Origin of the sequence: Pseudomonas sp. MWU13-2517, assembly GCF_023242545.1 — a bacterium.
In the GTDB taxonomy this organism is placed as follows: domain Bacteria; phylum Pseudomonadota; class Gammaproteobacteria; order Pseudomonadales; family Pseudomonadaceae; genus Aquipseudomonas.
On the sequence record NZ_JALMFA010000014.1, the window covers coordinates 201,731 to 214,955 of the forward strand.

Below are 13,225 nucleotides of genomic sequence, written 5' to 3' on the forward strand. Positions count from 1 at the left end.
TGTCGTTTGTCCATCGTTGTGTAAATGACAAAACTGCGGGCATCTCTAATAAAAACAACATGAGAGCTGCCCTATGTCCTATCCCATCGCCCGCCTCCTGAATTCGTTGTGTTTTGTTCTTCTGCCGGTTTCACAGAGGTCCGTGCTGCGCCGTTGCTGCGCCTGCCACTGACCCTTGCGGTTCAACAAAAACGCATATTCGCAAGTTCCGGAGAGGCTTATGAAAGACTTGACTACCCTGGACGGCTCCCTGCCGCATCCAGCCGTTGATAACCTGTGCGCGCAAGTAAAAAGCGGTGAGATAAACCGTCGCCAATTTCTGCGTACCGCTGCGCTGCTGGGCGTCACCGTCGCCAGCGCCAGCACCTTTCTGGGCTCGGCCCTGCTAGGCAACGAGGCCCGGGCCGCCGACGCCACGCCCGCGCGCCAGGGCGGCAGCCTGCGCTTTGCCTGTGCGATCCAGGAAATCCAGGACCCGATGCTGATCACCTGGATCGAAGCCTCGAATCTGTTGCGTAACTCCCTGGAATACCTGACCTGGGTCGACGCCGACAACATCACCCACCCTTATCTCGCCGAAAGCTGGAGCCCGTCCGAGGACCTCACCACCTGGACCTTCAACCTGCGCCAGGACGTAAAGTGGAGCAACGGCGACCGCTTCAACGTCGACGATGTGCAACACAACATCGAACGCTGGATTGCCGCCGACTCCAAGTCGGTCAACCGCACCGCGTTCCAGGACATCAAAGCCTTCGAAAAAGTCAGCGACTACCAGTTCCGCCTGCAACTCAAGCGGCCGATGCTGGCGATCCCGGAGATGCTCAACGCCTTCACCTGCGCCATCGTGCACCGCAGCTTCAAGGCGGGTGACGACTGGTCGAAAAATCCGCTGGCCACCGGGCCCTTCACGCTGGTGTCATTCGCGGTGAACAAGCAAGCCACCTTTGCCAAGCGTGTCGACTACTGGGGCAAGCCCGCCAACCTCGACGAGGTGCGCTACATCGACATGGGCACCGACGTGTCCACTCACCTGGCCGCCCTGCAGGCCGGCCAGGTCGACGTGCTGTACCGGGTGACCGTGGCAGAGCTGGACCTGGCCAAGCGCTTGCCGGGCGCGCAGTTGCTCAGTTGCAAGTCCGCGCAAACCGTGGTGATGCGCATGGCCTGCGACCAGAAGCCGTTCACCGACCTGCGCGTGCGCAAAGCCGTGGTGCTGTGCGCCGACAATGCGCAGATGCTGAAGATCGCCTATCGCGGCATGGGCACCTTGGGCGAAGACCACCATGTGGCGCCGTCCCATCCCGAATATTTCCCACTGCCCAAGCGCAACCGCGACGTGGCAGCCGCCAAGCAGTTACTGGCCGAGGCCGGCTTTGCCAATGGCCTGGACATCGACCTGATCGTCGGCAACACCCAGGGCCGCTATGAGCAGGACTGCGCGCAGATCCTGCAACAGAACTGCCTGGAGGCCGGGATTCGCATCAACCTCAAAGTGGTGCCTGCCGCACAGTACTGGCCGATCTGGGACAAGGCCGCATTCAGCCTCACCTACTGGGCCCATCGCCCGCTGGGGGTGATGTCCCTGGAGCTGGCTTATCGCGGCGGTGGTGCCTGGAACGAAAGCCATTACATCGACCCCGCCTTCGATGCCGCGCTGGACAAAGCCATGGGCATCATCGACCCCAAAGCACGGGCAGTGGCCATGCAAAGCGTCGAGCAGATCCTGCAAGACGCCTGCGTGATCGTGCAGCCGTTCTGGGGCGACAAGTTCACGGCCGTGAGCAAAAAGGTCCAGGGCTTCCAGGTACACCCCTCTGACTTCTACCCCATGGGCAATGTCTGGCTGAGCGTTTGAGTCAACGCTGCCCGCCTGTGCGGGCAGGTCTCCCATCATCCGTCGGAGCATGCACCCATGGCTCATTTTCTATTGCGTAAATTATTGGCATTGCTGGCGACCCTGCTGTCGGTGTCACTGATTGTGTTCCTGGCCCTGGAACTCAACATCGAAGACGTCGCCATCAATGTCCTCGGCCCCTACTCCGCCGCCGACCAGCGCGCGGCGTGGCTGGTGGAGCACGGCTACAACCAACCGTTTTTGTGGCGCTACCTGTCTTGGCTCAAGGACTTTGTCAGCGGCGATTGGGGCACCTCGGTGTACTTCCGCGAATCGGTGATCAAGCTGTTGCTGCCCAACCTGGCGCAAACCCTGACCCTCGCCGGGCTGGCCTTGCTGGTGATGGTGCCCGTGGCGTTGACGCTGGGCGTTCTCGCCGGTATTCGCCAAGGCTCACTGCTCGACCGGTTGGTGTCGTTCCTGGCGATCGTCACCACGTCGATTCCCGACTTCGCCAGCGCGGTGTTCGTCTCGGCGCTCTTTGTGTTCTGGCTCAACTGGCTGCCAGGCGTAAGCAGCATGAGCGACGGTTTCAGCGCGATGCAATTGGTGTTACCGCTGATGGTGCTGAGTCTGTTCGGCATCGGCTACCTGGCGCGCATTACCCGAGCGTCGATGGTCGAAGTGATGCAGTCGCCGTACATCCGCACGGCGCGTCTCAAGGGCGCCTCCACCGCACGCATCGTGGTGCGTCATGCCCTGCGCAATGTGCTGATCGCCCCCATCACCGTCATCATGCTGTACATCCCTTGGCTGCTGTCCAACGTCATCGTGGTCGAGGTGTTCTTCGCCTACAAGGGCTTCGGCTCGCTGCTCTACACCGCATCGCTGAACCATGACGTTTACCTGATCGAAGCCTGCGCCATGGTCAGCGCGGTGGTGGTGGGCATCACCAAGATCTTCTCGGACCTGGCCTACACCTGGCTCAACCCGCGCATCACCCTGCGCAGTTTCGGCGGAGGTACTCAATGAACCGCCTTCAAGCCTTCAAACACCCCTTGGCGTTGCTCGGCCTGCTGCTAGTAGGCACTTGGGTGGTGACCGCGTTGCTCGCGCCGTGGCTCGCGCCCCATGATCCGCTGGAAAGCTTCACACCACTGCTGACGCCGATGAGCGTCGGCGACAACCACCAGAGCTTCCTGCTGGGCACCGACATGATCGGTCGTGACATCCTTTCGCGGCTGATCTGGGGCACGCGCACCGTGTTGCTCTGGTCGATCCTGGCCACCCTCACCGCCTTCGCGGTGGGCATTGCCATGGGTCTGTGCGCCGGTTACTTCAATGGTTGGGTCGACGCCGTGCTGTCGTATGTAGCTGACACCGTGCTGTCGTTCCCTGTGCTGGTGCTGTACATCGTGATCATCATCGCCCTCGGCGCTTCGGCGCTGAACATCCTGATTGCGGTGACCTTCACCAGTGCGCCGGCGATCTTTCGGATCATGCGTGCGTTGACCATCGACATTCGTTCCCGAGACTACGTACTCAGCGCCATCACCCAAGGCGAAGGCGCGTTGCGCATCATGCTGGTGGAGATCCTGCCCAACTGCGGAGGGCCGTTGATCGTGGATTTCTGCCTGCGCATCGGCTACACCGCGATCATGATCGGCGCCCTGGGTTTCCTTGGCCTCGGCCTGCCGCCGCCGACCCCGGACTGGGGCGGCATGATCAACGACGGCCGCGCCATGGCCATCGCCTTCCCGCACCTGGTGATCTTCCCGTGCATTGCCATATCCACCCTGATGCTGGGCTTGAGCCTGCTGGCGGATGGCCTGGATGAAAACGCCCAGCAAGGCGCAAGGAGTTGAGATGAACCCGGAACCCGTACTACGTGTGCACAACCTGTCGATTGAACTACCCGCCGGCGCCGACCGCAGCCACGCCGTGCATGGCATCAGCCTGGACGTGCGCAAGGGCGAAATCCTCTGCGTGATAGGTGAATCCGGCTCGGGCAAGTCGGTATTGTCGGCGGCGATCATGGGTGATTACGCCAAGGGCCTGCGCCATGCCGGTGGAGCGATCGAGTTCTGCGGCGAGGACATCTGCGCCCTGGATGAGGCGCGGCTGCGCCAATTGCGCGGCAACCGCATCGCGATGATTTTCCAGGAACCCATGGCCGCGTTGAATCCGGCGATTCGCATCGGCAGGCAAGTCGAGGAAATCTTCGAGATTCACGCCGCGCAGATGCCCGCCGCCGAGCGCCGCGAACGCATGCTCGCGCTGTTGGAGTCCACCCAACTACCGGATCCGCCGCGCATCGCCAACAGTTTCCCCCACCAGTTGTCCGGCGGTCAGTGCCAGCGCGTGGTGATCGCCATGGCCTTGGCGATGAACCCTGACTTGTTGATCGCTGACGAGCCGACCACAGCCCTCGACGTCACCACCCAGGCCCAGGTGTTGAAGCTGGTGCACGACCTGCGTGGGCGTGGCCAGCACGGCATTCTGTTCATTACCCACGATTTCGGCGTGGTGGCGCAGATTGCCGACCGCATTGGCGTGATGGAAGGCGGCCGCCTGGTAGAAATCGGCGAGCGTGACCAGGTGCTGAATGCGCCGGCCCATGCCTACACGCGCAAGCTGATTGCCGCAGTGCCGGCGTTGCATCCCGAACTGCGTGCGCCGTGCGCCGATGGCGAAATGGCGCTGCGTATCGAGCACCTGACCAAGACCTACGACGTCGGCGGGCGCGCAGTGGCGGCGCTGCGCAATGTGTCGCTGAACCTGCCACGGGGCAAGACCCTGGCAATTGTCGGTGAGTCCGGCTCAGGCAAAAGCACCTTGGTCAAGGCCGCCATCCGCCTGGTGGACAGTGACAGTGGGCATGTGTGGGTGGGTGATACCGACTTCCTCGCCTTGAGCGGTGCCGCATTGGCAGCCAATCGGCGGCGCATCCAGATGATTTTTCAGGACCCGTACGGCTCTTTGAACCCGCGGCACCGCGTCGGCGACATCATCGCCCGCGCCGCGCAGTTACGCGGGTTGTCGGCCAAAGATGCCTGGGTCGAGGCCGGTGATCTGCTGGTGCGCGTCGGCCTCAAGCGCGACGCCTTGCAGCGCAAGCCCCGGCAGTTTTCCGGCGGCCAACGCCAACGCATCGGTATCGCCCGCGCCCTGGCGATGCGCCCGGAGGTGTTGATCGCCGATGAAAGCGTATCGGCGCTGGATGTGTCGGTGCAAAAGCAGGTACTGGAATTGTTGGCCGACCTGCAGCAGCAGTTGAACCTGAGCATCCTGTTTATCACCCACGACCTGCGCGTGGCGGCGCAGATCAGCGACCACATTGCGGTGATGCGCCAAGGCGAAGTGGTGGAGTACGGCAGCGCCGAACAGGTGTTGCTGCGCCCACAGAACAGCTACACCCAGGCCCTTCTCGCTGCTGCACCCGGGGCCTCTGAGTTACCTGCGAGCGGGCCGCCATTGAGGCTGATCCACCCCGCCGCGCGCTGAATCCAAGCCTTTCCCTGCGTCGCAGCGTTCGCTGCGGCAATGGGCTGCTGTTGCCCAAAAAAACTAAAAAAGAGAGTAAAACCATGCGACCAACAATGCGCTACTTCACCCTCATCCCCGTGCTCGGTGCCCTCGCTGCACCGGCCATGGCCTATCAGGTCACCGACAACCTCGACCTTGGCGGCGCCGTGCGGGCGCGCTGGGACTATGATCCGGACCGCGACATTCAGAAGTTCGGCCTTGACACCGTCTTCCTCAGCGCCAAATACAACTCCGCCACGTGGATCGGTGAGGCCCAGTACCGCTTCTACGGGCGTTCCTACCCTTACCAGTACACCAAGAACTACGGCGACATCCAGTTCGCCAAGTTCGCCTGGGTGGGCTACAAGTTCAACCCGGACCAGCAAGTTCAAGTGGGCCTGAACACCGTGCCGTTCGGCTTGCAGCCGTATTTCGGCAGCACCTTCTATGAAACCCTGGGCAACGTGGTGGGCCTGGAAGATGTGCAACAGGTGGGTACCAAGTACATCCAGCAAAGCGGTGACTGGAATATCCAGGCCGGTTACTACCTGCGCCCCGCCTGGCAAGGCAAGGGCACCAGCAAGGGGGTGACCTATTCCAGCGTGATCTCCGAAGCCGACAGCTACGTGGCCGATGGCAGCAATAACCAGGAACGCAACACCGTCGTGGTACGAGTCGCCAAAGCCATGGACCTGGGCGGCTGGAAATCCGAAGTCGGCCTGTCCGGCCTGACCTCGACCCTGGAAAACAAAGACACCGGCAATGACGGTCGACGCAACGCCGTGGCCATCCACTACCTCGGCAAAAACGGTCCGTGGGGCCTGCAGTTGCAGGCGGCGCGCCAACAAATGTCACCGCGCAACGAAGGCACCAATGGCGTGGTCACACTGGGCGGCTACGACGGCACCTTCAACGTGGCCAGTCGCGGCAACCTGTATGTGGCGGACCTGAGTTATGACGTGGGCGGCAAATACCTGTTCGATCAGATCAGCGGCGTGAAGCTGTATGCCAACTACAGTGCCCTCGACAAGTCCGACAATGACTTCAAGACCTCACAACGGGTGATCCTCGGTACGTCGTTCTCGTTCAGTAAATTGTGGATTGCCACGGAATGGCTGATCGGCAAGAACGACCCGTACATCGGCGGCAGCAGCTATACCCAGAGTTTGGCCGCCGGGGGCAGTAACCAGTGGGAGAATCAGCTGTACATGAACATCGGTTATTACTTCTAATAGGCGGCGTTGCCGATGACGCCATCGGGCAAGCCACCGCCCATATTTTGATCGCACAGCCGATTAATGCGGGTGGTGGCCTGTTGCCGATGAGGCCGGCAAAAAACACTATAAAAACAACAAGTGTGGAATTCTTTTCATGCGCCACCTCCCTGCGCTCACTATGCTGCGCGTCTTCGAAGAAGTCGCCCGCCACCGCAGTTTCAGCCAGGCTGCCGTGGGCCTCAATGTCACTCAGGGCGCGGTCAGCCGCCAGATCAAACAACTGGAAGACTACCTCGGTGTCGCCCTGTTCGTCCGAACGCCCCAGGGCCTGTCCCTGACTGAAGCCGGCTTCGCCCTGTCGCCACACTTGAGCGACGCCTTTGACCATATCGAACGCGCCCTGCAAGCCGTGCGCGTACCCAACCTGCGCCAGCGGCTGCGCATCGTTGCGCCACCGACCTGGGCCACACGCTGGCTGTCGGCGCATTTGCGACGGTTTTGTGAGCGCTACCCGGATATCAACCTCAGCGTCACTCACCAGAGCCACCACGATAACCTCGCCGAAATCGACTGCCGGATTCGCTTCGGACTCGAAGCGGACACGCATTGCAGCAGTGAGTTATTAGTGATGGAGCGCCATATCGCCGTGGCCAGCCCGGAGTTGTTTGCCAACGGCCAACCGCCCGACCTGCGGCGTTTCCCGCTGCTGCATATCCTGCACGACGGCAAGCGCCTGGCGGTCTGGGAAAACTGGTTGGCGGCCATGGGCCGAGACGATATCGATGCGGGCCAGGGCCTGGAATTCAGCACCCTGGACCAAGTGATCCACACCGCCCTGGCGGGCGGAGGGCTGGCGGTAATTGACCGGCAGATGATCGAACGCGAACTGGCCAACGGCAGCCTGCTGCCAATCACCCCGGTAGAAGTGATCGGCCCTTACGGCTATTGGCTGGATGTGGCGGCGGACAGGCAGGGGTTATCCAAGGTTCGGTTGTTTACCCAGTGGTTGAAGGGTGTGAGCAATCCTTGATGTTGAGTCATAGCCGTTATGCGGGTAACGACTACTGGTAGTTGCACCCTGACGGCAGCGGCAAAGCAAGCCGATCACGGCAAGCAAGTGGGAGCAGGCTTGCACCTACACCCTGACCACCGCCGCCCTCTTCACACCCGGCACCGCGTGCTGATCGACCGGACTCTGCGCCTTGCATGCCTGGCTCAAGGTCAGCGCCTTGGTTTCCGGCGCCCAGGCCCAGGAGATAATTGCTCCGAACACCAGAATCGCCGCCAGAATGCCCATGGTGGGGCTCAAGCCGATCCCGGCCACGCTGACCGGCAACAGGAACGTACTGATCGCCGAGCCCAAACGACTGACCGCGGTCGCCAGGCCAATGCCGCTGGCGCGTACTTCCGTGGGGAAACTTTCCGCCGGGAACACACCCACCAGATTGCTCACCGCCGACAACACCAGTGTGAACACACCAAACGTCAGCACCATCAGCCACGCCAGGCTGCCCGGTAATACCGCGAGCAGGAACAAGGCCGCCGCGAGGATGATGAACGAGTTGATCAGGAAGCCACGGCGCGAGAACTTCACCGTGCACCAGATACCCAGCAGCGCGCCGACAATCAGCAACAGGTTGAGCAGCAACTCGGTGCCGAACCCTTGGGACAGCCCCATCTTCTGCAGGATCGACGGCAAAAACGTATAAATCGCAAAATACGGCATCACGATGCACACGAAGAACAGGCAGTTGAACGCAGTGCGCTTGCGGTATTCACGGCTGAACAACACGCCATAACCGGAACGGGTCTGTGCCGACGGCTCTTCGTCCAGCAGCACGTGCTCGCCCAGGTGTTTTTTGACAATCGCACGGGCTTCGGCAATGCGCCCACGGTTGACCAGCCAACGCGGCGATTCCGGGGTGCCGATACGGGCGATCAGGATCAACCCGGCTGGGATCGCCGAAGATGCCAGCATCCAACGCCAGGCGTCGTCGCCCAGGTTGAGCATGGCCGTGCCGACAAAGGTGGCGGCGACATAACCGAACGTCCAGATCACACTGAACGAGCCGAGCAGCACACCGCGATGTTTCTTCGGTGAGAACTCGGCAAGCATGGCGTGGCCGACACTGAAATCGCCGCCCAGGCCGATGCCGATCAAGATGCGACACAGCAACAGGCCCATGGCCGTTTCGGCATAGAACTGCATAACCGACGCTACGGTGATCAGGACGAAGCTGACCAGAAAGATTTTCTGCCGGCCAAGGGTGTCGGAGATCCAGCCGAAAAACAGGCTGCCCAAGAACAGACCGATCAGCGCCGACGCACCGATCAAGCCTTGCCAGAAGGCGTCGAGTTGCATCTGTGGACTGAGCAGGGTGAAAGCGATACCGATCAGGCCGAGAATATAGCCGTCGGTGAAATGCGCGCCGAAGGTCAGGCCGGCGATTTTAAGGTGAAAACGGCCGATCGGCAGGTCGTCGATTTTGACGGTTTGTACGCTCATGGTGTTCTCCATATTGTTGTTTTTGACGGAGTAACAGCCGGTGCCCATGCAGGCACCGGTTCAAATCAGAGGCTACAGGCCTCCCATCAGCAGGTATTTGATCTCCAGATAATCCTCCAGGCCGTACTTGGAACCCTCACGGCCCAGGCCCGATTCCTTGATGCCGCCAAACGGCGCGACTTCGGTGGAGATGATCCCTTCGTTGATACCGACCATGCCCGCTTCCAGTCCCTCGGCCATGCGCCACACGCGGCCGATATCGCGGCTGTAGAAGTAGGCGGACAAGCCAAACGGCGTGTCATTGGCCCGTTGCAGCACTTCGGCCTCATCCGTGAAACGGAAGCACGCGGCCACCGGGCCGAAGGTTTCTTCCTGGGCGATCAACATGTCGCCATGGGCTTCGGTGAGGATGGTCGGCTCAAAAAACGTGCCGCCCAGCGCATGCCGACGGCCGCCGCAGAGCAGCTTGGCGCCCTTCTCCAAGGCATCCCCCACATGGGCTTCGACTTTGGCCAGGGCGGCTGCGTTGATAAGCGGCCCTTGTTCAGTGTCGCCGTCCAGCGCACTGCCCACACGCATGGCGCTCACCGCGACAGCCAGCTTGCGAGTGAACGCCTCGTACACGCCGTCCTGGATATAGAAGCGGTTGACGCACACGCAGGTCTGCCCGGTGTTGCGGAACTTGGAGGCCATGGCACCTTTGACGGCGGCGTCCAGGTCAGCATCGTCGAAGACAATAAACGGTGCATTGCCACCCAGCTCCAACGAGACTTTTTTCAGGGTGTCGGCGGCCTGGCGCATCAACAGTTTGCCGGTGCGGGTGGAACCGGTGAACGACAGCTTGCGCACCACGCTGGAAGCCTGCAGCGCGCCACCGATGGCCACGGCATCGCCGGAGACAATATTGAAGACACCGGCCGGAATGCCTGCCTGCTCAGCCAGTACCGCCAGGGCGAACGCCGACAGCGGCGTCTCTTCCGACGGTTTGAGGATCAAGGTGCAACCGGCAGCCAATGCCGGCCCGACCTTACGGGTGACCATGGCCAGGGGGAAGTTCCACGGCGTGATCGCCGCCACTACACCAATCGCTTCCTTGGTCACAAGAATACGTGCATCGGCCTTGTGGGTCGGGATCACGTCGCCATAGGCGCGCTTGGCTTCTTCCGCGAACCACTCCAGAAAACTCGCCGCGTAGACCACTTCGCCCATGGCTTCGGCCAGGGGTTTGCCCTGCTCCAGGCTGAGCAGGTGGGCCAGGTCTTTCTGGTTGCCGAGCATCAGCTCGCTCCAGCGCTTGAGGCGCTGACTGCGCTCCTTGGCGGTGAGCTTGCGCCAGGCCGGCAAAGCCCGGTCGGCGGCGTCGATGGCCAGTTGGGTTTCTTCGGCGGCGGCACGCTGCACATCGGCGATCAGCGCACCGGTGGCGGGGTTGAGTACCGGGTAGGTCGGGCCACCGCTGGACCATTGGCCGTCGATGTAGTTGCCAGTACGGATCAGAGGGTTCATGCCACGGCCTCGGTCAGGTTGAAACGGTCCAGGCCCGGGCGGGCCTCACGCAGAATGCGCTTGCCGGCGGTGTAGTCGTTGATCACATCACATGGGGTGTAATTGCGCTCCAGTTCATGCAGTTCTTCGGCGTCCAACTGGGTGGTGAGGGCTGCCAATGCACTGTCGAATTGCGCGGTGGTATCGGCGCCCACCAGCATCACGTCGACTCCGGGGTGGTTGGCGACCCAGGCCTGGGCGATCTGTGCGTAGGACACACCACGGGCACGGGCCACACGTTGTACCGAGTGGGCAATGTCGAACGACGCCTGGTCGCTGTACATCTGCTGGGTGAAGAAGTCGGTCTGGTTGCGCGTCGACTGCACTTCGCCCGTGAGCAAACCACGGGCCAGAGGGCTGAACACCGAGACACCCAGGCCCTGGTCGCGGCAGAACGGGATCATCTCGCGCTCTTCTTCGCGGTAGGCGCAGTTCAGTTGCAGTTGCATGTTGATCGGCTTGACCCAGCCGTTGCGCTCGCAGGCCATCAAGATCTTTGCAAGCTGCCCCGTGAGCATGGTCGACACGCCGATGTAGCGGGCCTTGCCGGAGCGCACGATGTCGTTGAGCGCGCACAGGGTTTCTTCCACCGGCGTGTTCACATCGAAGTAATGCAGCATGAACACGTCGACGTAATCCATACCCAGGCGGCTCAGGGACGCGTCGATGCTGTCCATGATGTGTTTGCGCGAGTGGCCACTGGCGTTGATGCCGCTGCGGGTGCCGTAGCCGACCTTGGTGGTGACCACGATTTCGTCACGCCGCGCCACGCGCTTGAGGATACGTCCCACCACTTCTTCGCCGACACCGGCAGAGTAGAAGTCGGCCAGGTCGATGAAGTTGACCCCATTGGCCAGGGCATGGGCGACGATCGGCTCGCTTTGCTTTTCGTCGAAAATCCACGGTTTCCAGTCCGGAGTACCCATGTTCATGGTGCCCAGGCACAGACGCGAGACTTGCAGGCCGGAGTTGCCCAAACGGATATATTGCATGGCAGTCTCCTCAGGCTTTCGGCGTGTAGAAAGGGTTGCTGATGTGGTTGACCACGTCAGCCAGTTGCGCGGTGTAGGGCGTGCCGTTCAGGGCGGCGCGGATCGCGGTGCGGCAGGCGTTGTAGTTGTTCAGGTAGACGGCATCGAGGTCATCGCAGGCCGGGTTGACCCAGTTGGCGGTGACAATCGCCCACTCGTCTTCGGCCTCGGCCGGCAGCGTGCCGTCGAGCAAGGCTTCGAGCACCGCCTTGGCGATCCCGGCCTGTGAGGCGCCCCAGGTCGCGTTGCCGTGCAGGTCGCTGCCGATGGCCGCTTTGTTGACATAGAGGGTCATGGGTTTGACCGGGATATTCGGCTGGGCGATCACCATGAACGGGCAATGACCCTGGCTGGGGGACGCCAGGCTGGTGGCAAACGCTTGGCCCGCCGGGCCATTGCGGGGGCCAATGAGAATGTTGATATGGGCAGCATTGACGCCTGGGCCTTCGAAGCCTTCGCCGATGTACAGATCAAGTGCTTTCATTTTCGCAAACGCTCGTTGTTGTTATGGGGAGCTTGTTGGCGAATTTTTAGCACTGGGCTTCGAAGCAGTCGTAACCATTAAAAGTCATGGGGGTGTGAGTTTTTCTCATGGCCCCCGTTACAGCTCGAGTTCCATCTTGATGATCTCGATGGAAACCGGGCTGTTGCCATGGCTGAACGTACCCTCGCCGACCTTGCGAAAACCGAACGCGGCATAGAACTTTTCAGCCGTGAGGGTGGCTTCCAGGTACGCGTTGGGATGGCCTGCGGTTTTAATGCGCTGCAAGGCGTCATTCAACAAGCGTGCACCAACGCCCTGCCCGGCTGCGTCACCGCGCACAAACAGCTTGCTGACTTCATGGCCGTCGATCTCGACGAAACCCAACAGGGTATCGGCGTACGCCAGCCACAGATTGCCGGCGGCAATGGACTCGCGGTAGCTCTCGGGCGAGCGACCGTCGAGCCACATGGCAATCTGCTCGGGACTGTAGTCGCCATGGCAAAGGTTTTCGACGGAGTTTTTATGCACCTCGAAGATACTTTCGGCGTCTTCGAGCATGGCGGCTCGGATCAGTATTTTTTTCATTCCCTTGAAATTCCAACGCTGCTCAATGAACCCACGCTTTATAGCCCAATAGCCCTTCGGCAGCGACCTCAGACCGCAGAGGTTGTGCGTTGACCTGTTTCACCACACACCATATAGTGTGCCCACAAACAGAACAGACCACTACATAGTGTGCAGCTTCGGTATTTTCCGACCACACTCTGCGCAGTATTTCAATGCCCTGAAGCCTGCAGCCCCCTATTTTTCGAGTACCAGGAAAGGAGAATTTCAATGCTGAGTTGGGATGAAGTCGACAACGAAGACACCGGTGCAGCGGTGATCAAGGGCGCCAACGCCGGCCACGCTACCGAAGCCAACATGGACCGCCTCGACGGCGACGGTGCCAAAGCCGCCCTCGAAGCCCGTGCCGTCACCGCCAGCGACTCCGCCGCCATCGTGCGCGCCAAGGCCGCCCTGGACAAACTCGACATTGCCGAAGGCCTCGCCGAACTCGAAGGCGCCTCCGCCCGCGTCGCCGTT

At 61.3% G+C, this 13,225-nt stretch carries 11 protein-coding genes and 1 pseudogene; 7 read left to right on the forward strand and 5 right to left on the reverse strand.

The window, feature by feature from the left end:
- The first annotated feature begins 220 nt into the window (after positions 1–220).
- The 6 genes from M5B97_RS20900 (at position 221) to M5B97_RS20925 (ending at position 7,606) form a co-directional block, all read left to right on the forward strand.
- Positions 221–1,855: an ABC transporter substrate-binding protein gene (locus M5B97_RS20900; protein ID WP_248732549.1), complete on the forward strand. Its 1,635-nt coding sequence runs from the start codon at positions 221–223 to the stop codon at positions 1,853–1,855.
- A gap of 57 nt (positions 1,856–1,912) precedes the next feature.
- The gene (locus tag M5B97_RS20905) at positions 1,913–2,866 is read left to right on the forward strand and encodes an ABC transporter permease (protein ID WP_248732550.1); all 954 of its coding nucleotides are present in this window, start codon (positions 1,913–1,915) and stop codon (positions 2,864–2,866) included.
- Positions 2,863–3,699: an ABC transporter permease gene (locus M5B97_RS20910; RefSeq protein WP_134661317.1), complete on the forward strand. Its 837-nt coding sequence runs from the start codon at positions 2,863–2,865 to the stop codon at positions 3,697–3,699. The genes M5B97_RS20905 and M5B97_RS20910 overlap by 4 nt, the downstream gene beginning before the upstream one ends.
- Before the next feature lies 1 nt (position 3,700).
- The gene (locus M5B97_RS20915; RefSeq protein ID WP_248732551.1) at positions 3,701–5,338 is read left to right on the forward strand and encodes an ABC transporter ATP-binding protein; all 1,638 of its coding nucleotides are present in this window, start codon (positions 3,701–3,703) and stop codon (positions 5,336–5,338) included.
- Between the two features lie 83 nt (positions 5,339–5,421).
- Entirely contained in the window at positions 5,422–6,591 is a 1,170-nt protein-coding gene (locus M5B97_RS20920; RefSeq protein WP_248732552.1) for a hypothetical protein, read from the forward strand.
- A 139-nt stretch (positions 6,592–6,730) separates the two neighbouring features.
- Entirely contained in the window at positions 6,731–7,606 is an 876-nt protein-coding gene (locus M5B97_RS20925) for a LysR substrate-binding domain-containing protein (protein ID WP_248732553.1), read from the forward strand.
- Positions 7,607–7,711: 105 nt separating this feature from the next.
- Here the strand turns inward: M5B97_RS20925 and M5B97_RS20930 are convergent, their stop codons facing one another.
- The 5 genes from M5B97_RS20930 to M5B97_RS20950 form a co-directional block, all read right to left on the reverse strand.
- On the reverse strand, positions 7,712–9,082 hold the full coding sequence (locus tag M5B97_RS20930) for an MFS transporter (RefSeq protein WP_248732554.1): 1,371 nt from the start codon (positions 9,080–9,082) through the stop codon (positions 7,712–7,714).
- Between the two features lie 72 nt (positions 9,083–9,154).
- Positions 9,155–10,588 carry an NAD-dependent succinate-semialdehyde dehydrogenase gene (locus M5B97_RS20935; RefSeq protein ID WP_248732555.1) on the reverse strand — a complete coding sequence of 478 codons (1,434 nt, stop codon included), beginning with the start codon at positions 10,586–10,588 and terminating at the stop codon, positions 9,155–9,157.
- Positions 10,585–11,619 (reverse strand): aldo/keto reductase, encoded by a 1,035-nt coding sequence (locus M5B97_RS20940; RefSeq protein WP_248732556.1) that lies wholly within the window; start codon positions 11,617–11,619, stop codon positions 10,585–10,587. Before M5B97_RS20940 ends, M5B97_RS20935 begins: the two co-directional genes overlap by 4 nt.
- Before the next feature lie 10 nt (positions 11,620–11,629).
- Positions 11,630–12,142, reverse strand: coding sequence for a formaldehyde-activating enzyme (gene fae, locus M5B97_RS20945; protein ID WP_134661310.1), 513 nt, complete (start codon positions 12,140–12,142; stop codon positions 11,630–11,632).
- Between the two features lie 117 nt (positions 12,143–12,259).
- Complete coding sequence (locus M5B97_RS20950; protein ID WP_123716415.1) at positions 12,260–12,727, reverse strand: GNAT family N-acetyltransferase; 468 nt, start codon at positions 12,725–12,727, stop codon at positions 12,260–12,262.
- A gap of 249 nt (positions 12,728–12,976) precedes the next feature.
- Here M5B97_RS20950 and M5B97_RS20955 point away from each other — a divergent pair.
- Positions 12,977–13,225, forward strand: a pseudogene (locus M5B97_RS20955) (ribonucleotide-diphosphate reductase subunit beta); the annotation flags it as partial.

Bases quoted from the DNA above. Each gene is read 5' to 3' on its own strand.
- M5B97_RS20910 (WP_134661317.1), top strand. From the start codon at position 2,863: ATGAACCGCCTTCAAGCCTTCAAACACCCCTTGGCGTTGCTCGGCCTG.
- M5B97_RS20920 (WP_248732552.1), top strand. From the start codon at position 5,422: ATGCGACCAACAATGCGCTACTTCACCCTCATCCCCGTGCTCGGTGCC.
- M5B97_RS20950 (WP_123716415.1), bottom strand. From the start codon at position 12,727: ATGAAAAAAATACTGATCCGAGCCGCCATGCTCGAAGACGCCGAAAGT.
- M5B97_RS20930 (WP_248732554.1), bottom strand. From the start codon at position 9,082: ATGAGCGTACAAACCGTCAAAATCGACGACCTGCCGATCGGCCGTTTT.
- M5B97_RS20935 (WP_248732555.1), bottom strand. From the start codon at position 10,588: ATGAACCCTCTGATCCGTACTGGCAACTACATCGACGGCCAATGGTCC.
- fae (WP_134661310.1), bottom strand. From the start codon at position 12,142: ATGAAAGCACTTGATCTGTACATCGGCGAAGGCTTCGAAGGCCCAGGC.
- M5B97_RS20940 (WP_248732556.1), bottom strand. From the start codon at position 11,619: ATGCAATATATCCGTTTGGGCAACTCCGGCCTGCAAGTCTCGCGTCTG.
- M5B97_RS20925 (WP_248732553.1), top strand. From the start codon at position 6,731: ATGCGCCACCTCCCTGCGCTCACTATGCTGCGCGTCTTCGAAGAAGTC.
- M5B97_RS20900 (WP_248732549.1), top strand. From the start codon at position 221: ATGAAAGACTTGACTACCCTGGACGGCTCCCTGCCGCATCCAGCCGTT.
- M5B97_RS20905 (WP_248732550.1), top strand. From the start codon at position 1,913: ATGGCTCATTTTCTATTGCGTAAATTATTGGCATTGCTGGCGACCCTG.
- M5B97_RS20915 (WP_248732551.1), top strand. From the start codon at position 3,701: ATGAACCCGGAACCCGTACTACGTGTGCACAACCTGTCGATTGAACTA.